The following is a 25,266-nucleotide window of genomic DNA, read 5'->3' as shown; positions in this document are numbered from 1 at the left end:
CAACCAGGAACTGGGCGAACCCTTCCGCCGCGACGCGATGAAAAACCCGGTCCGAGTGGCCGGAATCGACAAGGCAGACATGAAGCCGCAACAGGTCTGATACATGACCCTTCCCTTTGACCTCTCACTGGGCCAAGGGGGCTTTCTGGCCGCCGCGCTGTTTGCGGCGGCCTTTATTCGCGGGTATTCCGGTTTCGGGTTCTCCGCGATTTTCATAATACTCTCGGCTTTGACGACCAATCCGCTTCCGCTGATCCCAGTCGTGTTTTCCTGCGAAATCCTGATGACTGCCTTTCAGGCGCGGGGCATTCGCCCGGATATCGACTGGCGGCGGGCGCTGGCGCTTTTGGCCGGAGCAGGAATTGCCGTCGTTCCGGCGGTCTATGTCATGGCGCGGCTGGGCGAACAGGAAGCACGGGTTGCCATATCGTGCCTGATCCTTGTCCTCAGCCTTGTTTTGCTGAGCGGCTGGCAATTCAAACGGCCGATCGGCCGCCCCGGCCATATCGGCGTCGGCATTTGCGCCGGAATGGCCAATAGCGCCGGGGTTGGCGGATTGCCGGTCGCGGCATTCATGACGGCCCAACCCATCCCGGCGGCCGTATTCCGGGCAACCATGATCGTGTTTCTGACCGGAATCGACCTGATGACGCTGCCGGTCATGGCTGCGAATGGCCTCGTATCTTCGGATACGGCGATTGGGGTCGTTCTGGCTTTTCCGATCCTGGGGCTTGGCATATGGGCCGGAACCCACCGGTTCTCGAAAACATCGCAATCCCAGTTCCGTAAATTCGTGATTCTGATGCTTTCGGTTTTCTCGATCCTCAACATCATAAAGGTTTTGGCATGACACTGTCCCCCATCGAACTTTTGCGCCAGAACCCTCCGGCCGCTCGCCCGGTCGTCGCGATGAGCGAAGGCAGCGATCCCCGTATCGTCGCCGGTGCGCTGGCGGCACATAAGGCAGACTTGACCGACATCATTCTGGTCGGCCCATACCAGGATGTCGAAGCGGCCTTGCAGGCCGAAGGCGCGGCAACGGGCAATGGCCTGACGATTCATGATCCGCTCACGTCCGATCTGACACCTGAATTCGCCTCGGCGTTTCACGAGTTGCGCAAACACAAAGGCGTGGATGAGGCTGCAGCCCGCAAAGCCGCTCAGGACACGCTGGTCTATGCCGCCATGCTGGTTCGGACAGGCCGCGCAACCGGCACCGTCGGCGGCGCGGTTCATACCACCGGGGACGTCGTTCGCGCCGCCATTCAGGTCATCGGAACCGCACCCGGTGCGGGAATGATTTCATCTTTTTTCCTGATGTACCCGCCGGAAAATACCAACGCGGATGCACGGGCGATGCTCTATTCCGACTGCGGCCTCGTCATCGACCCAAGCGCCACCGAACTGGCATCGATTGCCACGGCCTCGGCCCGATCCTGCCGCGCCCTGCTGCGCCAGGACCCCAAGATCGCCATGCTCAGTTTTTCCACCAAGGGCAGTGCCAAACACCCCGCAGTCGACAAGGTGACCGAGGCAACACGGCTTTTACACGAGGCTCAACCCGAGTTGGAAGCGGATGGCGAGTTGCAGTTCGACGCCGCCTTTGTCGAGCCGGTCGGCGCGCGGAAATCGCCCGGCTCACCCGTAGCCGGAAAGGCGAATGTGATGATCTTCCCCAATCTCGACGCCGGCAATATCGCCTATAAGATCACGCAGCGCATCGGGGGATATTCCGCCATAGGTCCGGTGATGCAGGGCCTTGCCAAACCCGCCAACGACCTTTCACGCGGATGCAGCGCCGGAGATGTGACCCAGATCATCGCCGTCACAATTCTGCAAGCTTCCGGAACAGAATAACTAAAAAACCTCAGTTCCAAGGAACTCTGTTTTCAAAACTGAAAAAAAAATACATCTTCTGCCCGAACCAACCGACAGGACCTGCCAATGCCCCATCAACAGCCGATCCTCGATACCTCCCCCAAAGTTTCGGACGAAATCAGGCGGACCACCTGTTACATGTGCGCTTGCCGCTGTGGCATCAACGTTCACATGAAAGACGGCCAGGTTGCCTATATCGAGGGCAACCGCGATCATCCGGTCAACAAAGGTGTTCTTTGCGCCAAGGGCTCTGCCGGGATCATGCAGGTCAACGCACCGTCGCGGCTGAAGGCGCCGCTGAAACGGGTCGGACCGCGTGGGTCCGGTGAATTCGAAGAGATCAGCTGGGACGAAGCCTATGACATTGCTGTCGGCTGGCTAAAGCCGATCCGGGAAAGCAACCCCGAAAAACTGGCGTTTTTCACCGGCCGCGACCAGAGCCAGAGCTTTACCAGCTTTTGGGCGCAGAATTTCGGCACACCGAACTATGCTGCCCATGGCGGGTTCTGCTCGGTCAACATGGCTGCGGGCGGCATCTACACGATGGGCGGTGCGTTCTGGGAATTCGGTCAACCCGACTGGGACCACACCAAACTGTTCATGCTGTTTGGCGTGGCCGAAGATCATGACAGCAACCCAATCAAGATCGGCCTGGGCAAGATCAAGAAGCGCGGCGCGCGTGTGATCGGCGTCAATCCGATCCGCTCGGGCTATAACGCGGTGGCCGATGAGTGGGTCGGGATCACGCCCGGCACCGATGGTCTGTTCATCCTGTCGCTGATCCATGTGCTGATGAAGGCGGGCAAAATCGATCTGGACTATCTCAGCCGCTATACGAACGCACCGGTTCTGGTGAATGCAGCCGAAGGACCTGACAAGGGCCTGTTCCTGCGCGACGGGGACGACAAACCGCTGGTGGTCGATCGTGTGACCGGCGAGTTGACGGCGTTTGACAAGCCCGGCGTGCGCCCGGATCTGTCCGCCACTTATGAGGCAGATGGCGTTATCCACCGCCCGGTCTTCCATCTAATGGCCGAACGCTATCTGAGCGACGAATACGCACCTGAGAATGTTGCCGATCAATGCGGCATTCCCGCCATCCGCATCCGCGCAATCGCGGGCGAATTGGCGCGCGTGGCCTTTGATGAGGCGTTCGAACTGGATCAAGAATGGACCGATTTCCGGGGCGAAAAACACAGCAAGATGATCGGCCGCCCGGTTGCGATGCACTCGATGCGCGGCGTGTCGGCCCATGCCAACGGGTTTCAGACCTGCCGGGCGTTGCACGTGTTGCAGATCCTGCTTGGAACGGTCGAGGTGCCCGGTGGTTTCCGGTTCAAGCCGCCCTATCCCAAACCGGTCGAGGCGCACCCGGTTCCCCACGTGGGTGTCACATGCGGTGGCCCTCTGGATGGTCCTCACCTTGGGTTTGTTCGCGGTCCTGAACATCTTGCACTGAAGAAAGACGGCAGTCCCGCCCGGATCGACAAGGCGTTCACCTGGGAAAACCCGATGTCCAGCCACGGGCTGATGCATATGGTGATCTCGAACGCTCATGCGGGCGATCCCTATAAGATCGACACGCTGTTTATGTACATGGCCAACATGTCCTGGAACTCGACCATGAACACCAAGGGCGTCATGGAAATGCTGACGGACAAGGATGAAAACGGCGATTATGTGATCCCGCACATCATCTACTCGGATGCCTACAGCTCGGAAATGGTGGCTTATGCCGATCTGATCCTGCCCGACACCACCTATCTGGAACGGCACGACTGTATCTCGCTGCTGGATCGCCCGATCTGCGAAGCGGACGCAGCGGCCGATGCAATCCGCTGGCCCGTGATCGAGCCCGACCGGAACGTCAAGGGCTTCCAGTCGGCACTTTGTGATCTTGGCGCACGGCTGGGCCTGCCGGGTTTCGTCAATGAAGACGGAAGCCAGAAATATGCCGATTACGGCGACTATATCGTCAACCACGAACGCCGCCCCGGCATCGGGCCGCTGGCCGGCTTCCGCGGCGAACAGGGCGATCAGGATGGCCGCGGCGCCGTCAACCCGGAGCAGCTGGATCGGTATATCGAAAACGGCGGCTTTTGGGTTGGCCACATCCCCGAGGGAGCGGATTACTACAAACCCTGGAACACCGCCTACCAGGACTGGGCGGTTCAGATGGGTATCTATGACAGCCCGCAGCCCTATCTGTTCCAGCTGTATGTCGAACCGATGCGCAAATTCCAGCTGGCTGCCGAAGGTCATGGCGACCGTCAACCGCCCGATCACTTGCGTGAGCGGATCAAACAGCAACTGGACCCGCTACCGATCTGGTATGAAACCGATCAGACCGGCAACGAAGGCTTCACCGTCAACGCCCTCACCCAGCGCCCGATGGCGATGTATCACAGCTGGGGCACCCAGAATGCCTGGCTGCGTCAGTTGCACGGGCGCAATCCGCTTTATGTTCCGACCAGGCTGATGCGCGAACATGGCCTGAAGGACGGAGACTGGGCCAAGGTCAGCTCTCCGCATGGCGAAATCACCGTGCCGGTGATGGAGATGGCGGCGCTGAACGACAACACCGTCTGGACGTGGAATGCCATCGGCAAGCGCAAGGGTGCCTGGGCCCTGCAGAACGATGCACCCGAGGCGACCAAGGGCTTCCTGCTCAATCACCTGATCCACGAGCTGTTGCCCGCCAAGGGCGACGGGCTGCGCTGGGCCAATTCCGACCCGGTCACCGGTCAGGCCGCATGGTTCGATCTGAAGGTGAAAATCGAAAAAGCCAAAGCGCCCGCCGATGACCAAAGCCAGCCCGCATTTGAGCCGATCATATCACCCGTTGGCACCGGCCCCAAAAATCTGACGTGGAAGGTAGGCAAATGACCCAGCTCCCCCAATCCACAGACCGCAAGATGGGTCTGGTCATCGACCTGGACACCTGCGTCGGCTGCCACGCCTGTGTGATCTCCTGCAAAGGCTGGAACACCGAAAACTACGGCGCACCGCTGTCGGATCAGGACGCCTATGGCGGCAACCCCTCGGGCACGTTCCTGAACCGGGTTCACTCCTACGAGGTGCAGCCCGAGCAGGGTCACGCCCAGCTGATCCATTTCCCCAAATCCTGCCTGCATTGCGAAGATGCCCCCTGTGTCACGGTCTGTCCGACCGGCGCCAGCTACAAACGGGCCGAGGACGGGATCGTGCTGGTCAATGAAAGCAACTGCATCGGATGTGGTCTCTGCGCCTGGTCCTGCCCTTACGGCGCGCGCGAGCTGGACATCGCCGAAGGGGTGATGAAGAAATGCACCCTCTGCGTTGACCGCATCTATAACGAGAACCTGCCCGAGGTGGACCGCATCCCCTCCTGCGTACGCACCTGCCCCGCCGGTGCGCGGCATTTCGGCGATCTGGGCGTTCCCGACAGCGATGTCAGCAAACTGGTCGCCGAACGCGGCGGCATGGATCTGATGCCGGAAATGGGCACCAAACCCGTCAACAAGTACCTGCCTCCGCGCCCCAAGGATACGGTCGAAGCTCAGATCGACATCCTGGAACCGCTGCTGGCACCCGTGGCCGAAGAGCCCAAAGGCTTCCTCGGTTGGCTCGACAAGACGTTGGAGAAACTCTGATGCATCCCGCCCCTTCCGTCATCATCTTCACCACCCTTTCGGGTCTGGGCTTTGGCCTGCTGTTCTTTCTGGGGCTTGGTATTCCGGACGTGTCCGGCTGGGTGGCCTTTGCGCTTTTCGCAATCGGCTTTGGCTTCTCCATCGGTGGGCTGATGGCCGCGACATTCCACCTCGGGCATCCCGAGCGCGCCCTCAAGGCATTTTCACAATGGAAATCAAGCTGGCTCAGCCGCGAAGGCTGGTGCTCGGTAATCGCGTTGCTGCTGATGGGGCTATATGCCATCGGCGTCGTATTTCTTGATCAGCGCTGGAGCGTTCTGGGTGTTCTCGGGGCTCTATTCTCTCTGGCAACCGTATTCACCACGGCGATGATATATACCCAGCTCAAGACCATTCCACGCTGGAACATGAAACTGACACCGGTCATGTTCCTGGCCTTCAGCCTGGCAGGTGGCGCATTGCTGGCCGGTCAGATTGGATTGGCAAGGGTGCTTTTACTGGTCGCGGCACTCGTGCAGATCCTGTACTGGCGGCAGGGCGACAAGGCGCTTGAAACATCGGGAACCGACCTGGGCACGGCCACAGGTCTGGGTGCGCGCGGCGCTGTCCGGGCGTTTGAACCGCCCCACACCGGAAGCAACTATCTGCTGCGGGAATTCGTCTATGTCGTCGCCCGCAAACATGCGGAAAAACTGCGCGGCATCTCCTTTGCGCTTGCTTTCCTGCTGCCTCTGGTTCTGCTGCTGCTTCCGTTCAGTCATGCGCTGGCGCTGCTGGCAGTGGCTTCGCATCTGGTGGGTGTCGCCGTATCGCGCTGGTTGTTCTTTGCGCAAGCCGAACATGTCGTCGGGCTGTATTACGGCAAACGCTGATAAGAGGGGGCTAGCCCCCTCTTGAGCCTTCGGCTCAATTCACCCCCGGGATATTTCCGGCCAGATGAAGCCGGATCAGGTTACACGAAAAAGGGCAGCGCCCGGGGAATCGGGGCTGCCCGTTTTTTCCCGGAGATACGGATCAGATCAGGCCGGCATGGCCCATGGCCGCATCAATGGAGGCTTTGGTGCTATCTTCCAGTGTGGTCAGGGGCGAGCGTACCTCGGGGTTGCACAGGCCCAGTTTGCTGAGCGCATATTTTGCGCCAACGAGACCCGGTTCGATGAAGATCGCCTCGTGCAGGGGCATCAGCCGATCCTGATAGTCGAGCGCCTTGGCATAGTCGCCTTCCAACGTTGCCTGCTGGAATTCGGCACACAGTTTCGGGGCCACATTTGCAGTGACCGAGATACAGCCGACGCCGCCATGCGCGTTGAAGCCCAGCGCGGTGGCGTCCTCGCCCGACAGCTGGCAGAAATCCGCGCCGCAGGCCGCGCGCTGCTGGCTGACGCGGGCCAGATCGCCGGTCGCGTCCTTGACACCCACGATGCGGGGAAGCCTGGCAAGCTCGCCCATGGTGGCGGGGGTCATGTCCACCACCGAACGGCCCGGGATATTATAGATCACGATCGGGATATCGGCGCAGTCATGCAGGGCATTGAAATGCGCCAGCAAGCCGCGCTGAGTCGGCTTGTTATAGTAAGGTGTCACCACAAGCGCCGCATCTGCGCCCACCTTTTTCGCAAATTGAACAAAGCGAATGGCTTCGACGGTGTTGTTCGAGCCTGCCCCCGCGATCACCGGCACCCGGCCCGCAGAGGCCCTGACGACTTCGGAGATCACGGTTTCATGCTCTTCGTGGCTGAGCGTGGGGCTTTCGCCGGTGGTGCCCACGGGAACCAGCCCGGTCGAGCCCTGCTCGACCTGCCATTCGACCAGGTGTTTGAGCGTGTCCAGGTCCAACTCGCCGTTGCGGAACGGGGTGACGAGGGCTGGCATTGAGCCTTTGAACATGGAGTGTGCTCCCAAAGTGTCAACATGAGCGGACGGACCGCAGAAAATGTGCATTGGAAGGATTGTGAGTTGATCCTGCCGCCGCACGGTTTATCGTGAATGGCTGTATCCTTGGTTTGGCGGGAATTGCAAGGGATGACACGCGTTCTGAAAGCCCTGATGGCGGCGATTCTGTACTGTATGGCCCTGGCAGGGCCTGTGCGGGCAGGAACCGTGGACGATTTGCGTCTGGCGCTGGCTGAAATGCGGGACGACAACTGGAACGAAGCCCTGAGGGTCGCCGGACAGCGCGGGTCGGTCGCTCGCGACATCATCGTGTGGCACTGGCTGCGCAATGGATATGGCGAGTCGGGCGACGCTCTGGTCTTTCTCAACCGCCGTGCCGACTGGCCCGGCCTCGATTGGCTGCGGCGACAGAGCGAGCCGTCATTTACCAATGCCGATCCGGACCGGGTATTGAAGTTCTATGACCGCAACCCGCCCCAAACGGCCGAGGGAGCGCTGAACCATGCGGTTGCGCTGATGGCCAAAGGCCAGCGCGGCGATGCCGAGGCGGATATCGTCATGGCCTGGCGCACGATGCCGATGGGATCGGGGTTGCAAAAGGACTATCTGGAAAATTTCGCGAATCTGCTCAGGCCCCACCACGAGGCACGGCTTGACCGTATGCTATGGGACGGCCACCTGATCAGCGCCAAACAGATGCTGCTGGTGGTCGGCGAGGATCAGCGCAAGCTGGCCCAGGCGCGGATCGACTTGCGCAACAGGGCTCCGGGCGTCGATGCCCGCATCGCCGCCGTTCCCAAGTCACTGGCCGACTCTCCCGGTCTGGCATTTGAACGGTTCGTCTGGCGCGACCGCAAGGAACTGGATGACAGCGCCATCGAATTGATGTTGCACCGTTCGACCAGCCCGGACGCGCTGGGTGAGCCGGCGAAATGGGCCGAAGGACGCGCCCGTCTGGCCCGGCTGAAGATGCGCAGTGGCGAAGACAGGGTTGCCTATGACATCGCCTCCCGCCATCACATGACCCCGGGCATGGGATATGCTTATGCCGATCTGGAATGGCTCGCCGGTTTCATCGCCTTGCGCAAGCTGAACGATGCGGACACCGCCGTTCGCCATTTCCGGAATTTCGCCGATGCGGTAGAATCGCCGATCTCGGTCGGACGCGCCGGATACTGGCTGGGACGGGCTTATGCCGAGACCGGCGATGCCGACAAGGCCTATGACGCCTATGCGATGGGCGCCGATCACCAGACGTCGTTCTATGGCCTGCTTGCCGCCGAACGGATTGGCCGCGCTTTCGACCCCGATCTGGCTCAGCCGCGGCGCGCGCCGCACTGGAAGCAGGCGGGGTTTGCCGACTCCAGCGTTCTGGAGGCCGCGCTGCTGCTGCTGCAGGCCGGAGAGCGCGACCTGGCCGAGCGTTTTCTGACACATCTGGTGGAAAGCCTTGACGCGACGCAGGCCGCTCAGTTGGGGGATATGGCGCTTGAGATGGGCGAGCCGCATGTTGCAGTGATGATCGCCAAGCGAGCTGCGCAAACCGGAATAGTGCTGCCCGCCGCCTACTATCCGCTGCATCCCGTCGCCGACCTGGGGTTGCCGATGGCCAAAGAGATGACCCTTGCCATCGCCCGCCGCGAGAGTGAATTCGACCCGATTGTTATCAGTGGCGCCGGTGCGCGTGGTCTGATGCAGGTGATGCCCGCCACCGCCAAGATCGTGGCGCAGGATCTGGGCATTCTCGGTGGTCACAAGACGAACCGGCTGACCTCGGACTGGAAATACAACGCCAAGCTGGGGGCGAATTATCTGGCCGGTCTGGCCGCCGATCTTGACGGCAACGTGGTCATGATGGCTGCGGGCTATAACGCCGGGCCAAGACGTCCGGTCTCGTGGATGGAGCGGTTCGGAGACCCTAGAGCCGGAGAGATCGACGTCATCGACTGGATCGAACACATCCCGTTTTCCGAAACTCGCAACTATGTCATGCGGGTCGCGGAAAGCTTGCCGGTCTATCGCGCGCGGCTGGGCAAGCCGGCCCTGCCAATTCCGTTCTCACAGGAACTTGTCGGTTCAACGCTGTTGTCTTTCGCGCCATAGGGTGAACAGCCCGGCGGAGACGATCAATCCGGTGCCAATGATCACGGCGGTGCGCAGCGTTTCGTCGAATATCGTGATGCCCAGAATGGACGCCCAGATCAGGTGGAAATAAGCAAAGGGCTGGACCGCACTGGCCTCGGCCATTTCATAGCATTTGATCAGTAGCCAGTGCCCCGCCACCCCGGTCACGCACAGCAGGGCCATCCACAGCCAGTCGCGGCTGCTCATCGGTTCCCAGAACCACATGCCGAACGCCGTCATCGCCACAGCCCCGGAAATTCCGGTCCAGAAAAAACTGGTTGCAGTGCCGTCCTGGCGTGCGACGTATCGCGTCAAGAGTCCGTAGAGCGCAAACATGAGGGCCGAAATCAGTGGCACGATAGCCCACGGATTGAACACGCCTATGCCAGGCTGGAGGATGATCAGAACCCCCACGCAACCAACACCGATCGCCGCCCAGCGCCGCCAACCGACGCTTTCGCCCAGCACCGGGCCGCTCAGTGCCGCCACGAGCAGCGGATAACAGATGAACACCGCCTGACTTTCGATCAGGCCCAGGACCGTAAAGCCGAAAACGGCGACACAAATCTCGCCAGCCAAAAGCAGACCGCGAAAAATCTGCAGACCGATCTGATTCGTGCGCGCGGCAAGCATCACACCGCCCGGCGCCCGCGCGGCCAGCGTGATGACGAAGGCCGCAAAGAACCAGTAGCGGATCATCACGACCATGTAGGTGTTGTAAGTTCCCGCCAGGTGGCGTGAAATACCGTCCTGCAGCGCGAAAACGATGGTCGCGCCGATCATCAGGGCGATGCCCGCAGGAATGTTGTTCTTTTGCGTCACGCTTTGATGGCCCGCGTCATGTGTCTCTTGCGGCCAAAGCCGGGCGCACGCGTGACGGTGAACCCCGCCGCTTCCAGCCCCCGGCGGACAAAGCCCGCTGCGGTAAAAGTAGCAACCGTGCCGCCGGGTGCTGTTTGGTTTGCGACATCGGTCAACAAATCCGGCTCCCACAATTCCGGGTTCTTGGCGGGGGAAAACCCGTCCAGAAACCAGGCATCGGCCATTCCCGCCCAACCGGATACCGTCCGCCGCGCATCGCCCTCGATCACTTCGAGGCTCAGGGTGCCAAGATCGCATGTCCCCCCCCGCCACTGTGCCAGAAACCGGCTGCTCCACGGGGCAAGTTCGGGAAATGCGCGCAGCGCGCGTTCCATATCCGGCTGAGCCATCGGAAAGGCCTCAAAGCTGGTAAAGCGCAAAGGTGTGGTCTGCCCCGACCTCTCCCATTCCGACCAGACCGTCAGCATGTTGAGACCGGTGCCAAACCCCAGTTCCGCGATCCTGAATCCGGGTGCAAAACGGGCAGGCAGGTCGTTTCCCGCCAAAAAGACGTGACGGGTCTCTTCCAGACCGTTCTGAAGCGAGAAATAAGGGTCGTCGAACCGCTCAGACACGGGCACCGCGTCCTCGGTCCACGTCAGTTTGGCGCGCTGGTCTGCCATCGTTTTATCCTGTAGCAAGGCGGCGCGACACTGAACAAGGAATGGGGAATTGGCAATGGTCGATGTGACGGTTCGCGGTGCCGGAATTTTTGGCCTCTCCATCGCGTGGACCTGCGCGCGGCGCGGGGCGAAGGTGCAGGTGATTGACCCGTTCGGTCCCGGCGCGGGATCGAGCGGCGGCCTTGTCGGCGCACTGGCTCCACATGTCCCCGAAAACTGGAACGCCAAAAAGGCGTTTCAGTTCGAAAGCCTGATCATGGCGGAACCCTATTGGAAACAGGTCGAGGCGACGGGTGGCGTTTCGCCTGGCTATGGCCGGCTGGGGCGTCTTCAACCGATTGCCGACATGCGTTCGCTGGACCTCGCGCGGCAACGCGAAGCAACTGCGCGCGAGTTGTGGCAGGGAAAGGCCGAGTGGCGGGTGGTACCCGTCGCCGAGATCGGCGCCTGGTGCCCGCCCAGTGCAACGGGGCATGTTATCCAAGACACGCTAAGCGCCCGGATGCACCCAAGGCGCGCGGGCGCGGCGCTGATCGCGGCGCTGTCCGTCATGGGAATCGAAGTGATGGCCGAAGCCGCCGATGCGGGACGAGTGGTGCATGCCACAGGTGTCGCCGGCCTGCAGGAGCTAAGCCGGGCTTTTGGCAAGACGGTCGGCAACGGGGTCAAGGGTCAGTCGGCCCTGCTCAGGTTTCATGCCGGTGATGTGCCGCAGATCTTCGCGGATGCCATCCACATCGTGCCGCACGCCGATGGCACTCTGGCGATCGGGTCGACGTCGGAGCGCGATTATGACGATCCGGCCAGCACCGACAGCGCCCTGGATGATGTGATCGAACGCGCCATGCGGGCGGTGCCTGTCCTGCACGGGGCCGAGGTGATCGAACGCTGGGCCGGGGTTCGTCCCCGCAGCAAAAGCCGCGCGCCAATGCTGGGAGAACACCCGCTGCACAAAGGCCAGTTCATCGCCAATGGCGGCTTCAAGATCGGCTTTGGCATGGCTCCGAAAGTGGCCGAGGTGATGGCCGATCTGATCCTTGAAGGCAACGACGCAATCCCCGAGGATTTCCGGCCTGAGGCCTCGCTCTAGGGTGCACCACGCCGTGCCCGCCCCGAGAAATGGGGCCGGAAAGCTGACGGTTCAGGTCTCGGCCCGCGCGCGCATGCATTCGCGCCCGTCCGGGGCCCGCACCCAAAGGTCATTTCCGTTCCGACACAGCTCGGCCCGCTCGAAATGCATCAGCGGAGAGGAGGCGCGAAAGGAAAAGCCGCTCAGCGGACCAATGACCTCCTGGGCCAGCAACATCAGGTGCTGTGCCAGCAACGGTCCGTGTACCATCAGCCCGGCGTAGCCCTCGACGTTGCGGGCGTAATCCAGATCGTAATGTATCCGGTGCCCATTGAAGGTCAGCGCCGAATAGCGGAACAACAGCGTGGAATCGAAACTGACCCCGCGCCTGTCGGTCTCATCCCTGCGCGCCTCGGGCGGATACGGGCGTGGCGCGTCCGGGGCCGGGTCCTCGCGATAGACCAGATCCTGCCACTCGGTCAGGCACAGGTTGCCTTCCTGCCGGATATCGTGTCTGAGCGTCACAAATGCCAGAGGGCCGGTACGCCCCGATTTGGTGATCGCGCTTTCCCGCACCGACCGCCGTTCCGCCACGATGCCTGCACGCAGCGGGCTGGCAAACCGCAAGCGCCCCCCCGCCCACATACGGCGCGGCAGGCCCATATCGGGGATCAATCCGTCGCCCACCTTCGGATGCCCGTCGCGGCCCAGCCAGTCGGGCGGGCGTGGAGCCCAAAAATAGAGCTGATGAAAAAACGGCGGCAAAACCGACCCCACGGCAGTCACTGGCACCCGTCCCAGCGCCGCCTCGAACGCTGCGGCGCGGGCCGGGTCCATCACATCCTCAAGGATTTCCCGCGAAACACTATTGGCCATGCCGCAGACACTAGGCGGCACCGGTCCGCCGGGCAAGTCAATGCCCCGCTTCGGCCCGCAGCTTGTTCATCAGCGTTTGCAGCGACCTGGTGTATTGCGCACTGGTCAGACGGCCGGCGTCGTCGAACTCTGCGGAGCTGTTGGCCAGATGCACCTCCGGCCCCTGCAAAAGTCGGGTCTGAAACGGCACCATGAAGGCGCGCAGGATCATCTGCGCGCGCTCGCCCCCGGCCCGGCCTGCCGCCGCCGACATCACTGCGACTGGCTTGTCGGCCCAGGGTTTGCCTTCGGTCCGGCTGACCCAGTCCAGAGCATTCTTCAGAACCCCCGACGGGCCCTTGTTGTATTCCGGCGTCGAGATGATCACCGCATCCGCCTTAGCAATCTGGTCCGCGAGCGTTTGAACCGCGTCCGGAATGCCTATGGCTGCCTCGTCGTCGCCATTGTAAAGCGGCAGATTCAGATCTGCCTCGATAAAGGTGCCAGGCCCGAACAGCCGGGCGGCCTCGCGTATGAGCTTGCGGTTGGTCGCATCTTGCCGCAACGATCCGGCGAGGCCAAGCAGGACGGGTTCAGACATGATGGGATGCCCCTAAATTTCGTTATTCAACACATAACCGCTGATGCTTCGCAACCAAACCCCACCTTACGCGCAGGCAATGTGCGAATGAAAAAGGGCCGCCAATGGCAGCCCCCGGTCAAACTCGCGCAGCCTCGCGTCACCCGGTACGCGTCGGCACGATGACGATTTCCACCCGTCGGTTCTGCGCCTTGCCTTGCGGGGTGAGGTTGGACGCGATCGGATTGTTTTCGCCCTGCCCGATGGTGGTGATCCGGGCAAAACTCACGCCACCGGCTTGCAGGATGTCGGCCACCGCGTTGGCGCGGCGCTCGGATAGCCCCTGGTTATAGGCCGCGTCACCGTCGCTGTCCGTGTGGCCGATGATCTGCACATTCGACTTGGGATAGTTCTGCAGGTTTTGCGCCACTTTCTGCAGGTCCGAACGCAATGCCGGGCGTACCGAGGCGCTGTCAGTGTCAAAGGTGATGTCGTTGGGCACCGACACGATCAGGCGGTCGCCCGTATTCGTGATCGTGATCCCGTCATTGGCCAGTTGCTGGCGCAGTTCAGCGGCCTGCCTGTCAAGGTCATAGCCTATCGCCCCGCCTGCGGCGGCACCGATGGCGGCACCGGCCAGCGCACCAAGCCCCGGATCGGAATCGTTAGCGATTGCCCCGATCCCGGCCCCCAGAATACCGCCGATCAAAGCCCCTTGCTTGGTGTTCTGGTTCGGGTCGGTCTGTGTACTCAAGGTAAGCGGGTCGGTGCACGCGCTCAGGATCACTGCGGAACTCAGCGTTGCCGCAAAAACATATCTGGAAATCGTCATGGAATCACCTTCTGCTCAAGACCCCATCTTCGGGATTGTATTGTTTGCCTCATTATATCACGGCCCACATTGGCAAGCTCAAGCCACAATCCGGTGAGATCGGCGATTCCCCGCCCAAGTAAACATTCCCCACTACGCCCCTCATCAGATTGAGGGCGCCCGGTGTCTTCAAATCGTCTGTCGCTTTGGGTCGACTGTATCAGGCGATATCCATGATGAACTCGCAGGTCGCGTGCAGGTTGCCCTGCTCGATCACATTGGCCAGGCCAACGCGCTCTTCAGGGCCCAAACCATCACCGCTTGGATCCGAGGCGTGCGCCCCCTGATCAAAACCGTCCGCGATTGCATCACTTGTCAATTCGCCCCAACTGCAGCCAGGCTGAGCCTCGGTGGCGAATTCAAACGGATCAAAATCCACATTGTCCGGTAGCTGAGGGTTGTTCGGCATTTGTACTGCTCTCCTCTATAAGCCTGCCATATTCGTGCAGAGTGCCGAAACGATACCCATTGTCCGGATTTTTTCAAGTTTTTAGAAATTGGAAAGCCATTGTGCGCAAGGCGGCACAAATGTAGCTAGGCGTCGGCCCGTGCACCCTCGTAGGCGAGCATTGCCCGTTTCACCGGCAGCCCCCAGTGATACCCCCCCAACCCGCCGGACTTGCGAAGTGCCCGGTGGCATGGGATCATCCAGCTGATCGGGTTTCGCCCGACGGCGGTGCCCACGGCCCGGACCGCCTGCGGCACGCCGATCGATCCGGCGATTTCGGAATAGGTGGTGACATGCCCGGTCGGGATTTGCAGCAATGCCTCCCAAACCTTGATCTGCAGGGGCGCGCCGATCAGGTAGAGCGGCGTCGGCTCCATCCGGTCGCTCTCCGCGCCAAATGCGCTCAGAACCCAGGGCCGCAGGCGCATCGGATCTTCGACGAATTCGGCCTTGGGCCAACGGGACAGAAGATCTTCCATCGCCGCCTCTTCACCGGTTTCGGCGGCGAAACCGATGCCGCAGATCCCCTTGCTGGTTCCCATGACCAGTGCCGGGCCAAAGGGGCTTTCGAACCATCCCCAGAAGATGCGCAGCCCTTCGCCCTTGCGGGCGTAGTCTCCGGGGCTCATGGCTTCCCACCGGATGAACAGATCGTGCAACCGACCGCTGCCGGACAGGCCAACATTGTGCGCGGTTTCCAGCGTGGTAAAGCGTTCGTGCAGCAAGGCCTTGGCATGGCCGAGCGTCAGATATTGCTGATAACGCTTTGGCGACACCCCGGTCCAGCGTGAGAACAGACGCTGGAAATGTGCAGGGCTCATGTTCATCTGACGGGCCAGTTCCTCGAGGCTGAGGGTCTCACCGCCCTGATCGATCAGGTCGATCGCCCGTCGCATGACGTTGTAATGATAACCGGACTCGGGGTTCTGGACGTTCATGGCACACCTCTTTCGTTACATTGATCTTTACCCCGTTCACACGTTCAGAGCGACCCGGAACCTGCGCAACCCGCCTCCGGTTTGTCGAAATACCTGAGTCTTGGTACCGTGTATCATTTCAGGAGCTTTCCCATGTCATCGATTGATGCCTTTCGCCTGTCCGATGCAGCGGCCCGTAAATATCAGGAACATTCCGTACCCGCGATGTTCGGCCCGCTGGCCAAGGCCACGGTCGCGCGCCTGGAATTGCCCGTCAACGGGCATGTTCTGGACGTTGCCTGCGGGACCGGAGCGTTAACGCGCGCCCTATTGGAGCATTTGCCAGGACAGGGCCGTGTAGTCGGAGCGGATTTGAACCAGTCGATGATTGATGTCGCGCAATCCCTGACGACGCAGACGGATCACAAGTTGGAATGGGTGGCGTCAGACGTTACGGAGTTGCCTTTTGAAGCCCAGAGTTTTGATCTGGCCTGCATCCAGCAAGGGTTGCAGTTCTTTCCAGATAAACCCGCAGCGTTGATCGAGATTTACCGGGTGCTGAAACCGGGCGGACGCCTGAGCGTTACGTGCTGGCGCGCTATCTCGCCTTTCAACAACGCGCTCGCCGAAGCATTGGCAGCGCATGTCAGCGACGATGCGGCGCAAAAGGCCCGCGCACCGTTTTCGTTCCGGGATGGCGACGTGATCACCGCTTTGTTGCAGGATTCAGGTTACTCTGTTGCCACCCATGATAGCATCGTGCTGCAACGCCGGTTCGAAGACCTGAGGGCTCAGGTGCTTGCTTTGCCTGTCGAACAGGACATGCGCGACAAGGGAGAGGCCGCGATTAATCTGGTTATAGAGGACGTCGCCGCCCGCCTTGCCCCATATGCGCAGGATGGCGTGTTCATTGTGCCGCAGGAAGCACATTTCTTTGCCGCAACCCGCCCCTGACGCCCTTTACCCTGTGACCAGCACACGGCATTAAGGCCCGGATGGCAAAGCAACTCGATTATCACACGATCCGCGAGATCTTTACCCGGTTTCACTCTGCCGAACCCGAGCCCAAGGGCGAGCTGGAACACGTGAACGCCTATACCCTGGTCGTGGCCGTGGCGCTGAGCGCGCAGGCCACAGATGTCGGGGTGAACAAGGCGACGCGCGCGCTGTTCAGGATCGCCGACACGCCACAGAAAATGCTGGAGCTGGGCGAAGAGCGCCTGATCGAGCATATCAAAACCATCGGGCTTTACCGCAACAAGGCCAAGAATGTCATCAAACTCAGCCGTATTCTGGTCGAACAGTATGGCGGCGAGGTGCCCAACTCACGCGCGGCGCTGCAATCGTTGCCGGGTGTCGGGCGCAAGACCGCCAATGTGGTTCTGAACATGTGGTGGCATTACCCGGCGCAGGCTGTGGACACCCACATTTTCCGCGTCGGCAACCGCAGCGGCATCTGCCCCGGAAAGGACGTGGACGCGGTCGAGCGCGCCATCGAGGACAACATTCCAACCGACTTCCAGCGACACGCACATCACTGGCTGATCCTGCACGGCCGCTACCATTGCAAGGCGCGCAAGCCGATGTGCGGTACCTGTATCATTCGCGACCTGTGCCAATTTGAGGATAAAAACTTATGAAAACCTATCAGATCGTCGGCATCGGAAATGCTGTTGTCGATGTCATCAGCCATGCCGACGACAACTTTCTCGAACTCATGGGGATCGAAAAGGGCATCATGCAGTTGATCGAACGCGAGCGCGGAGAGGTTCTTTATGGCGCGATGGACGACAGGCTGCAGACGCCCGGCGGGTCGGTTGCCAACACCATCGCCGGAGCAGGTGCGCTGGGGCTGGAAGCCGCGTTCATCGGACGGGTACACGACGACGCGTTGGGACATTTCTATGCCGATGCGATGAACGAGGACGGCGTCGATTTCGTCAACCCGCCAGTGTCGGGAGGAGAACTGCCGACCTCGCGGTCGATGATCTTTGTCTCGCCCGACGGCGAGCGGTCGATGAACACCTATCTGGGGATCTCCTCGGAACTCAGTTCAACGGACGTACCGGGCGAAGTGGCGGGCAACAGCCAGATCATGTTCCTCGAAGGGTATCTGTTCGACAAGGACAAGGGCAAAACCGCGTTTCTGGAGGCCGCGCGGGATTGCCGCGACGGCGGCGGCAAAACCGGCATCGCCATTTCCGACCCGTTCTGCGTGGAACGGCACCGGGCCGATTTCCTGTCGCTGATCGAAAACGAACTGGATTTCGTGATCGGCAACGAGGACGAGATCAAGTCTCTGTTCGTGACAAATGACCTTGAAGAGGCTCTGGCCAAAACGGCCGCCATCTGCCCGCTGGTCGTCTGCACCCGTTCCGGAGACGGCGTGACCGTGCTGAACGGTAGCGCCCGCATCGACGTGCCGGTCGAAAAGATCGTACCCGTGGACGCCACCGGCGCCGGCGACCAGTTCGCCGCCGGGTTCCTGTTTGGGTTGGCCACGGGCCGGGATCTGGAAACCTGCGCCCGCATCGGCAACGTCTGCGCCCGTGAGGTGATCAGCCATGTCGGTCCGAGACCCGAGACGAATGTGCTGGAACTGCTGCGTGATGAGGGGCTGCTTTGAGACTGATGGGAACGTAGTCAGAAGCTGCCAATGGTGCTAGGATACCAATGAAAATTGGGAAGAAATGGCACCGCATATCGCAAATATCCCGGTGCTTGAAACCGAACGTTTGCGGCTACGTTCGCCGCTCGCATCGGATTACGAGCCGTACGTCGAGTTCCGCATGTCGGATCGAGCGAGAGGCGTCGGTGGCCCCTTTTCACGTTCCGAGGCTTACGGCCAGTTCGGCGAACTGTTCGGTCACTGGATTCTTCGCGGTTTTGGCCGATGGGTTGTAGCCGACCGCGCCACCGACGAACCTCTCGGTGTTGTGGGTCTTTGGTTTCCTGAAGGTTGGCCGGAGCCTGAAGTAGCTTGGTCTGTTTTTGCGAAAGGTGAGGGCAAGGGTATAGCCTTCGAAGCTTCACTCGCGGCTCGAGAATTTGCATATTCGACCCTAGCTTGGACAACCGCAATCAGTCTCATTCTGGAAGACAATCCCCGATCTTTTGCATTGGCTCAGCGCCTGGGCGCAAGGTATGAGAGGGCGTTTCGACACCCGATACTGGGTGCCATGCAAATCTGGCGCCATCCTGAGCCCCAAAATGTGGGCAAATACAGCGTTATGCATGCAGACAAAGACAGGTGAGCCCGCGTCGACCGTGGTTTTCTAACTTAGATATCTCTCAAACACTGCGACCACCTGTTCATACACTTCGCGCTTGAATGGCACGATCTCTTTGATCAGACGAGCGGGCTCCTGCCATTTCCAGCGGGTGAACTCCGGGTGGTCGGATTCGATGTCGATCTGATCGTCGGCGCCGGTGAAGCGCATCAGAAACCATTTCTGTTTCTGTCCGCGATAGTGCCCCTTCCAGATATGCGGCACGATGTCGTGGGGCAGGTCATAGGTCAGCCAGCCGTCGGTTTCGGCGATGATCTCGACCAGATCGGCGGTCACACCGGTTTCTTCCGACAGCTCGCGCAGGGCAGCGTCGCGGGGAGCTTCGCCCTTGTCCACCCCGCCTTGCGGCATCTGCCAGGCCTCGGCGTGGCGGTCGTTGCGCTGGCCGACAAAGATCTTGCCCTCGGCATTGATCAGCATCAGCCCGACGCAGGGACGATAGGGCAGTTCGGCGATCTCTTCAGGTGTCATGCTCGGTCTCTGATCATTGGGTCGGCCCTCTGTAACAAGCGACGTCGCGGCAGAGAAGGGGGTGACGCAGCGTATCGGGTGACACGGATGCGACCGGCGGCAATGGTCAGGGCCAAATTCGAGGGAGAGTTTCGCGATGACTGCGTACCCAAACCTGCTGGCGCCGCTGGATCTGGGCTTTACCACGCTGAAGAACCGCGTGCTTATGGGCTCAATGCACACCGGCCTTGAGGAAACCGGCGACTGGAACCGGGTGGCCGAATTCTATGCGGCGCGCGCCCGGGGTGGTGTGGCGTTGATGGTGACCGGCGGGATCGGGCCGAACCTTGAAGGGTCAGTGCTGCCGGGCGCGGCAATGATGACCACCGACAAGGACGTGGCGAACCATTCCATCGTAACCGACCGCGTCCATCAGGCCGGCGGCAAGATCGCGATGCAGATTCTGCACGCTGGGCGCTATGCCTATGGCCCGAAATGCGTGGCCCCTAGCCCGGTGAAATCACCGATTTCGCCCTTTCCTCCGAATGAGCTGGACGAAGCGGGTATCGAAAAACAGATTGGCGACATCGTGAACGCCGCTCGACTGGCGCGGGAGGCCGGTTATGACGGGGTCGAGATTATGGGATCCGAGGGGTATTTCCTCAACCAGTTCCTTGTAACCCACACCAACAAGCGCACCGACCGTTGGGGCGGGTCCTATGAGAACCGGATGCGCCTGCCGATCGAGGTGGTGCGGCGGGTGCGCGAGGCGGTGGGCACCGATTTCATTATCATCTACCGGCTGTCGATGATCGATCTTGTCCCCAATGGTTCGACTCATGACGAAGTGGTGGAACTGGCGCAGCGGATCGAGCAGGCCGGAGCCACGATTCTCAACACCGGCATTGGCTGGCACGAGGCGCGGATTCCGACCATCGCCACCAGCGTCCCGCGCGCGGCCTTTTCCTGGGTGACCAAAAAGTTGATGGGCAAGGTGCGGGTCCCGGTGATCACCTCGAACCGGATCAACACACCCGAGGTGGCCGAAAAGGTGCTGGCAGAGGGCTGCGCTGATATGGTCTCGCTGGCGCGGCCGATGCTGGCGGATGCGGATTTTGTGGCCAAGGCGATGGCCGGTCAGGCCGGCAGGATCGCCCCCTGCATCGCCTGCAATCAGGCCTGCCTGGATCATACCTTTGGCGGCAAGCTGACCTCATGCCTGATCAACCCGCGCGCCTGTCATGAGACCGAGCTGGTGGTCGGCATGGCTGAGACGCCAAAAACCGTGGCCATCGTCGGCGCAGGTCCGGCCGGGTTGTCCACTGCCATGACCGCCGCCCAGCGCGGGCACCGCGTGACCCTGTTCGACAAGGCCGATGAGATTGGCGGGCAGCTCAACATGGCCAAACAGGTGCCGGGGAAAGAGGAGTTCCGGGGGCTGGTCGACTGGTACCGCACCATGATGACCGATCTGGGCGTCGCGCTCGAACTGGGCCAAGAGGTCGGTGTAGAGGATCTGACCGGCTTTGACGAGGTGGTGATCGCCACCGGTGTGACTCCGCGCGATCCGCAGATACCGGGGCAGGATCGGGACAACGTTCTGAGCTATATCGACGTGCTGCGCGGCAAGGCTGAGGTGGGCAACTCCGTCGCCGTCATCGGGGCCGGAGGCATCGGGTTCGACGTTTCGGAATTCCTTCTGGAAGAGGGCCACAGCCCCTCCACCGACCTGCCGCTATGGATGAAGGAATGGGGCGTTGCCGACCCGGCGGAACACCGATCGGGCCTGGCGCCGGAAGGGCCGCAGCCCGCCGCGCCCGCCCGCGACGTCACCCTGTTGCAGCGCAAGACGCAGGCGCATGGCAAGGATCTGGGCAAGACGACGGGCTGGATTCACCGGACGACGCTCAGGCGGAAGGGGGTCAACTTCGTCGGCGGCGTGAACTACGAGCGCATTGACGACGACGGGCTGCATGTGAGCTTTGGCGAGGCGCGCGACAATCCGACGGTAATCGCGGCCGATACCATCGTTCTGTGCGCAGGCCAGGTGTCGGAGCGGTCTCTGGCGGATGCGCTGGTCGAACGGGGTGTGACCCCGCATGTGATCGGCGGGGCCGACGTGGCGGCGGAACTGGACGCCAAGCGCGCCATCGATCAGGGCACCCGGCTGGCCGCATCGCTTTGAGCGGTTTGGGGAGATCGCGTATAAGTGGTATGCTGACGTCATTCTATTGCATCTGATTGGGATTGAATGACATGGCCGATGCTTTGACTTATGTCCCCCTGCTGGACAGTGATGATACTCTTGCAAAACACCGTTTTCGCGTGTTGGACCTCAGGCGCGGGGAAGAAGAAGGCCTTGAGACGCCGATGGCGGGCGCTGCCGATCAGGCGGTGGCGCTGGATCAGCACTTTGTCAGCTCGGTCGCTTATGTGCGCGAGGCGAGCGGCAAGCTGAACTGGTTTTCGGGTCTGTTCAAGGGCGGAGCCGAGGGCAGTTCGGTGGGCGTGCTGCAAGAGGCCAAAATGTTCACAACCAGCGAGATCGAAGGCCAGAAGGTCGAGATCGGCGTGGCCGTGCAACTCAGGATCGAGGCGACCACATTCAAGAGCGATGTGCAGGTCTCGGTGCCCAATATCGCCGCCGAGGCGCAGCTGGGCCTGTCACGGGCACAGATGGAGATCAGCGTGCGCGGCTATTCCGGAATACTGGGCGACATGCTGCCGGTTCCCGCGGGGGTCGATCTGACCTCGTACAACCACTATCTGGAGGCGTTTTCCAAGCTGCAGCGCCATGTATTCGGCGCGGGCGGAAAGGCGCATTTCTCACCGGTCGTTCTAGGTCGGGTGGTGGCCGCCGGGGCGGCGTAAGGCGGCGCGCAGGCGGATCGCAAGAGCGTCAACGCAAGGATTAAGATAAGGCGCCACCCAAGCCGTCGCGAGAACGGTGCTAACCGCCCTGCGCCGAAAGTCTCGCTTCGATGGCCGTCAGGCGGGCTTCCAGCAGGGTTTCCATCGCCTTTTTGATTATAGCTTCCTGCTCATTCTTCATTTTCTCGGCCAGAAGCATTTCGCGCTTTTCGCGCTCTTTCTCCCTCTTTGCTTCGGCTGCGGCGATGGCGTCCTCGATCTCTTTCTTGCGGCTTTCCTGCTTGGACTGTACGACTTTGATCGAATCCTCAAGAAGTTTCTTTTCACTTTCCAGCCGCTTGAGATTCGATTCGACAACCTTCATCTTCGCCGGGTCCAAGGGCTCGCCGACGACGACCTTTTCGCCTTCTCTAATCCCCTCCTTGCTGCGAATGGTTTCGATCTGCGTCACCTCTTTCAGCATCTCGTCTTTCATCTTGGCGAACTCTTCGAGCTTTTTCTCCTGCTCTTTGAACTTGTTCTGAAGCTCATGCAGCTCGGCTGCAGCGACGCCGCCGCTCTCGTCTCCCTTCACGCCCGCCTTGGAAGCCGTCACCAGCGCTTTCACGATCTTTTCCAGCGTCGCAACCTTGCTTTTCAGAACCTTCACGTCCGATACGCCAAGTTCGGCCTTGATCCCTTCGGTCAGAGCCTTTTGTTTTTCCTTCAGAAAATTGGCGTGTCTTTCCTGGGCAGCCACCATTTCTTTCAGCAGCGCATTCTTTTCGGCTTCGAGATGCTTCTTGGCTTCCTCTATTTCAGGCTTGATGTGGATGCCTTGCAATCTTGTTGCAGCAAGAGCGACTTTACCTGACGCTCCTTTGTTCATCGCCTCAGCTCCGACTGTCATCGGCTGTTTGTTAAGCGCTTCCAGAGATTTTAGATTGCTTTCTATCTCTCTTATCTTTTTGTGAATATCCGCACTCTCCGATCCTTCCGTCCTGGCGATTGCATGATCTTTAATGTGTTTCTCGATCTCGATCTTGATCGCTTTCATCAGGTTTGGATCAGGTTTCAGCGCCATTTCGTTCTTCCCCCCAAAAGTATACGTCAGTGGACGTTGGCTATACTCCACATTTTCAGGAGTTTGACGTCCGGTCAATTTTCGAGTGCGTGATACATCATTTTGGCACCCGAATTTCTGGCGTCGCATTGCGCTGCGTATCATCACCCACCCACTGACCCGTGTGCAGATGAAATTTTGCGAAAAGCCCAAACGCTCAGCCTGGCGCCGGGCTTGCCCATTACTTGACGGTGATGGAGATGACCTCGGACATAATGGGGGTCGCGTGGGGGACGTGGGAGTGGTCGCCCAGCACCAGCTGCAGGCTGTGCTCCCCCGGCGGCAGATCGATCGTCACTTCGGTCTGACCGCCACCAAAATGCTGGTGGTTGTCATCAGCCGGAATGCCATAGGTCAGTTCTTCGGCCCCGTCCTCACCTTCGCCGAATCGGGGGCGGTCGATCAGCAGGTGGTGGTGGCCGGTATTGTCGGCCTCGGTCCCTGCCGGGGCTACGCCCATGCCTTTCAGGCCGAACATGACCGTCACCGGAGAAGTGACCGTATCGCCATCGGACAGGTTTATGAAATAGACCGACGCATCGGCATTTGATGGCGTGTCGCCACCCGCAAGCACTGAAGACGCAGTAAGACCGGCCGCCACGGATATCGCCAAAAAGTTCATGTTTCATCTCCCTGAACGCAATTCAAAACAGAATTCCAGGTAGACCGTTTCAGCCGCAAAGCAGCCATAATCGGTCTGAAATTTCCGTGAATCCGCTCGCAAAGCATTGAATTCTGGGTTTCCACTTTCACAACGATACGAGGCAAATTCGCGATATTATCCCTTCCTTGCCCAGTTCTCGCCCAGATTTGGTGTCACAACGGAATGAAATAACGATGACTTAGGGTAGCGGTATGGATCGACTCACCGAAATGGAAGCCTTTGCAAATGTGGTGGATCAGGGTGGGTTTACCGACGCCGCCAAGAAGATGGGCATTTCCAAATCGGCGGTTTCCAAGCATGTCTCAAGCCTTGAGGCGCGGCTGGGGGCACGGCTGCTGAACCGGACGACGCGGCGGGTATCGCCGACGGAAATCGGGCTGGCCTATTACGACCGCGCGCGCCGGGTGCTGAACGACGCGGGCGAGGCCGACGCGCTTGTTACCTCGATGCAGTCGGCGCCCTCGGGCCTGCTGCGGATCAGTGTGGCCACGGATTTCGGCGTCAATCACCTTTCGCCGGTTCTGTCGAGCTTTCTGGCCAGCTTTCCGGACATCACCGTCAACATGGTTCTGAACAACCGTTACGTTGAACTTATCTCGGAAGGGTTCGACGTTGCGGTACGAATCGGTGAACTGGAGGACAGCACGCTGCGCGCGCGCAAGCTGACCGAGACGACCAAGCGCATGATCGCGTCGCCGAAATATATCAGACAATATGGCCGGCCGGCCAAGATCGACGAATTGAACGAGCACAAGCTCTTGCATTATTCCAGCCAGTCTTCGGGCAATGTCTGGAAACTGACCGCACCGTCGGGGGAAAAACGGCAGGTTCGCACTGCTGGGTGGCTAAGTGTGAACGACGGTCAGTCGCTTTTGAATGCCGCAATCTCGGGGCTGGGGATCGCATATCTGCCCAGCTACCTGTATTCGGACGCGCTGAAACAGGGGCTTGTCGAGGATGCTATGCCCTCGCTGCCCGATGAGGTGCAGGGGATTTATGCCGTCTACCCGCCCGGCCGGTTCACGCAGCCGAAAGTGCGGGCCTTCATCGACTTCCTCGTCGACGCCTTCGCCGAAAAAGGTCCAATGGACTGGTAAGTGTCTCCCTCCCGGTACTACGGCGGCCCGCGCCAGTGGCG

25 protein-coding genes are annotated in these 25,266 nt (G+C 60.6%); 14 read left to right on the top strand and 11 right to left on the bottom strand.

All coding sequences use genetic code 11. The features are described from left to right. The first annotated feature begins 103 nt into the window (after positions 1–103). The 5 genes from ACR0AO_RS21175 to ACR0AO_RS21155 all read left to right on the top strand — a co-directional run bounded on the left by ACR0AO_RS21175 (position 104) and on the right by ACR0AO_RS21155 (position 6,382). Positions 104–850 (top strand): sulfite exporter TauE/SafE family protein, encoded by a 747-nt coding sequence (locus ACR0AO_RS21175; RefSeq protein WP_480608189.1) that lies wholly within the window; start codon positions 104–106, stop codon positions 848–850. Further along, positions 847–1,857 carry a phosphate acetyltransferase gene (gene pta, locus ACR0AO_RS21170; RefSeq protein WP_480608186.1) on the top strand — a complete coding sequence of 337 codons (1,011 nt, stop codon included), beginning with the start codon at positions 847–849 and terminating at the stop codon, positions 1,855–1,857. The genes ACR0AO_RS21175 and pta overlap by 4 nt, the downstream gene beginning before the upstream one ends. A gap of 87 nt (positions 1,858–1,944) precedes the next feature. After that, on the top strand, positions 1,945–4,764 hold the full coding sequence (locus tag ACR0AO_RS21165; RefSeq protein WP_480608184.1) for a molybdopterin oxidoreductase family protein: 2,820 nt from the start codon (positions 1,945–1,947) through the stop codon (positions 4,762–4,764). After that, positions 4,761–5,510 (top strand): 4Fe-4S dicluster domain-containing protein, encoded by a 750-nt coding sequence (locus ACR0AO_RS21160; protein ID WP_480608182.1) that lies wholly within the window; start codon positions 4,761–4,763, stop codon positions 5,508–5,510. The genes ACR0AO_RS21165 and ACR0AO_RS21160 overlap by 4 nt, the downstream gene beginning before the upstream one ends. Continuing rightward, positions 5,510–6,382, top strand: a complete 873-nt coding sequence (locus ACR0AO_RS21155; protein WP_480608179.1) for a dimethyl sulfoxide reductase anchor subunit family protein — start codon at positions 5,510–5,512, stop codon at positions 6,380–6,382. The genes ACR0AO_RS21160 and ACR0AO_RS21155 overlap by 1 nt, the downstream gene beginning before the upstream one ends. A gap of 142 nt (positions 6,383–6,524) precedes the next feature. Here the strand turns inward: ACR0AO_RS21155 and dapA are convergent, their stop codons facing one another. Further along, the gene (gene dapA / locus ACR0AO_RS21150) at positions 6,525–7,397 is read right to left on the bottom strand and encodes a 4-hydroxy-tetrahydrodipicolinate synthase (RefSeq protein WP_480608176.1); all 873 of its coding nucleotides are present in this window, start codon (positions 7,395–7,397) and stop codon (positions 6,525–6,527) included. 135 nt (positions 7,398–7,532) lie between these two features. Between dapA and ACR0AO_RS21145 the strand changes: the two genes are divergently transcribed. Then, positions 7,533–9,506 (top strand): lytic transglycosylase domain-containing protein, encoded by a 1,974-nt coding sequence (locus tag ACR0AO_RS21145; RefSeq protein WP_480608173.1) that lies wholly within the window; start codon positions 7,533–7,535, stop codon positions 9,504–9,506. Here the strand turns inward: ACR0AO_RS21145 and ACR0AO_RS21140 are convergent. Together ACR0AO_RS21140 and mnmC2 are read right to left on the bottom strand one after the other, a co-directional pair. Then, positions 9,480–10,310, bottom strand: a complete 831-nt coding sequence (locus ACR0AO_RS21140; RefSeq protein WP_480608195.1) for a DMT family transporter — start codon at positions 10,308–10,310, stop codon at positions 9,480–9,482. The two genes, ACR0AO_RS21145 and ACR0AO_RS21140, sit on opposite strands and share 27 nt — an antisense overlap. A gap of 35 nt (positions 10,311–10,345) precedes the next feature. Next, complete coding sequence (gene mnmC2 / locus ACR0AO_RS21135; RefSeq protein ID WP_480608171.1) at positions 10,346–11,011, bottom strand: tRNA (5-methylaminomethyl-2-thiouridine)(34)-methyltransferase MnmC2; 666 nt, start codon at positions 11,009–11,011, stop codon at positions 10,346–10,348. A gap of 55 nt (positions 11,012–11,066) precedes the next feature. Between mnmC2 and ACR0AO_RS21130 the strand changes: the two genes are divergently transcribed. Next, complete coding sequence (locus ACR0AO_RS21130) at positions 11,067–12,101, top strand: NAD(P)/FAD-dependent oxidoreductase (protein WP_480608168.1); 1,035 nt, start codon at positions 11,067–11,069, stop codon at positions 12,099–12,101. A 51-nt stretch (positions 12,102–12,152) separates the two neighbouring features. On the opposite strand, the gene ACR0AO_RS21125 is transcribed toward ACR0AO_RS21130, so the two are convergent. The 5 genes from ACR0AO_RS21125 to ACR0AO_RS21105 form a co-directional block, all read right to left on the bottom strand. Further along, entirely contained in the window at positions 12,153–12,956 is an 804-nt protein-coding gene (locus tag ACR0AO_RS21125; RefSeq protein WP_480608166.1) for an HTD2 family dehydratase, read from the bottom strand. A 37-nt stretch (positions 12,957–12,993) separates the two neighbouring features. Further along, complete coding sequence (locus ACR0AO_RS21120) at positions 12,994–13,536, bottom strand: NADPH-dependent FMN reductase (protein ID WP_480608164.1); 543 nt, start codon at positions 13,534–13,536, stop codon at positions 12,994–12,996. Positions 13,537–13,675: 139 nt separating this feature from the next. After that, positions 13,676–14,347: a YiaD family glycine zipper/OmpA-like lipoprotein gene (locus ACR0AO_RS21115; protein WP_480608162.1), complete on the bottom strand. Its 672-nt coding sequence runs from the start codon at positions 14,345–14,347 to the stop codon at positions 13,676–13,678. A gap of 199 nt (positions 14,348–14,546) precedes the next feature. After that, positions 14,547–14,795: a hypothetical protein gene (locus ACR0AO_RS21110; RefSeq protein WP_480608159.1), complete on the bottom strand. Its 249-nt coding sequence runs from the start codon at positions 14,793–14,795 to the stop codon at positions 14,547–14,549. 125 nt (positions 14,796–14,920) lie between these two features. Beyond that, positions 14,921–15,772 carry a bifunctional helix-turn-helix domain-containing protein/methylated-DNA--[protein]-cysteine S-methyltransferase gene (locus tag ACR0AO_RS21105; RefSeq protein ID WP_480608157.1) on the bottom strand — a complete coding sequence of 284 codons (852 nt, stop codon included), beginning with the start codon at positions 15,770–15,772 and terminating at the stop codon, positions 14,921–14,923. A 132-nt stretch (positions 15,773–15,904) separates the two neighbouring features. On the opposite strand from ACR0AO_RS21105, the gene ACR0AO_RS21100 reads away from it, so the two are divergent. The 4 genes from ACR0AO_RS21100 (at position 15,905) to ACR0AO_RS21085 (ending at position 19,005) form a co-directional block, all read left to right on the top strand. After that, positions 15,905–16,705, top strand: coding sequence for a methyltransferase domain-containing protein (locus ACR0AO_RS21100; RefSeq protein WP_480608154.1), 801 nt, complete (start codon positions 15,905–15,907; stop codon positions 16,703–16,705). A gap of 41 nt (positions 16,706–16,746) precedes the next feature. After that, on the top strand, positions 16,747–17,391 hold the full coding sequence (gene nth, locus ACR0AO_RS21095) for an endonuclease III (RefSeq protein ID WP_480608152.1): 645 nt from the start codon (positions 16,747–16,749) through the stop codon (positions 17,389–17,391). Beyond that, positions 17,388–18,377 carry an adenosine kinase gene (locus tag ACR0AO_RS21090; RefSeq protein ID WP_480608149.1) on the top strand — a complete coding sequence of 330 codons (990 nt, stop codon included), beginning with the start codon at positions 17,388–17,390 and terminating at the stop codon, positions 18,375–18,377. Before nth ends, ACR0AO_RS21090 begins: the two co-directional genes overlap by 4 nt. Positions 18,378–18,441: 64 nt before the next feature. Continuing rightward, on the top strand, positions 18,442–19,005 hold the full coding sequence (locus ACR0AO_RS21085) for a GNAT family N-acetyltransferase (RefSeq protein ID WP_480608146.1): 564 nt from the start codon (positions 18,442–18,444) through the stop codon (positions 19,003–19,005). Positions 19,006–19,026: 21 nt separating this feature from the next. Here the strand turns inward: ACR0AO_RS21085 and ACR0AO_RS21080 are convergent, their stop codons facing one another. After that, positions 19,027–19,512, bottom strand: coding sequence for an RNA pyrophosphohydrolase (locus tag ACR0AO_RS21080; protein WP_480608144.1), 486 nt, complete (start codon positions 19,510–19,512; stop codon positions 19,027–19,029). Between the two features lie 136 nt (positions 19,513–19,648). Between ACR0AO_RS21080 and ACR0AO_RS21075 the strand changes: the two genes are divergently transcribed. Both ACR0AO_RS21075 and ACR0AO_RS21070 read left to right on the top strand, forming a co-directional pair. Continuing rightward, positions 19,649–21,676, top strand: a complete 2,028-nt coding sequence (locus ACR0AO_RS21075; protein WP_480608141.1) for an FAD-dependent oxidoreductase — start codon at positions 19,649–19,651, stop codon at positions 21,674–21,676. Positions 21,677–21,747: 71 nt separating this feature from the next. Next, positions 21,748–22,362, top strand: coding sequence for a hypothetical protein (locus tag ACR0AO_RS21070; RefSeq protein ID WP_480608138.1), 615 nt, complete (start codon positions 21,748–21,750; stop codon positions 22,360–22,362). A 79-nt stretch (positions 22,363–22,441) separates the two neighbouring features. On the opposite strand, the gene ACR0AO_RS21065 is transcribed toward ACR0AO_RS21070, so the two are convergent. Together ACR0AO_RS21065 and ACR0AO_RS21060 are read right to left on the bottom strand one after the other, a co-directional pair. Next, positions 22,442–23,425: a hypothetical protein gene (locus tag ACR0AO_RS21065; RefSeq protein WP_480608135.1), complete on the bottom strand. Its 984-nt coding sequence runs from the start codon at positions 23,423–23,425 to the stop codon at positions 22,442–22,444. Between the two features lie 220 nt (positions 23,426–23,645). Further along, on the bottom strand, positions 23,646–24,086 hold the full coding sequence (locus ACR0AO_RS21060; RefSeq protein ID WP_480608131.1) for a DUF4399 domain-containing protein: 441 nt from the start codon (positions 24,084–24,086) through the stop codon (positions 23,646–23,648). 233 nt (positions 24,087–24,319) lie between these two features. Between ACR0AO_RS21060 and ACR0AO_RS21055 the strand changes: the two genes are divergently transcribed. Continuing rightward, on the top strand, positions 24,320–25,225 hold the full coding sequence (locus ACR0AO_RS21055) for a LysR family transcriptional regulator (protein WP_480608128.1): 906 nt from the start codon (positions 24,320–24,322) through the stop codon (positions 25,223–25,225). Positions 25,226–25,266: the final 41 nt, after the last annotated feature.

The organism is Ruegeria sp. AF8 (assembly GCF_056541825.1).
This window is presented reverse-complemented; position numbering and strand designations above follow the sequence as displayed.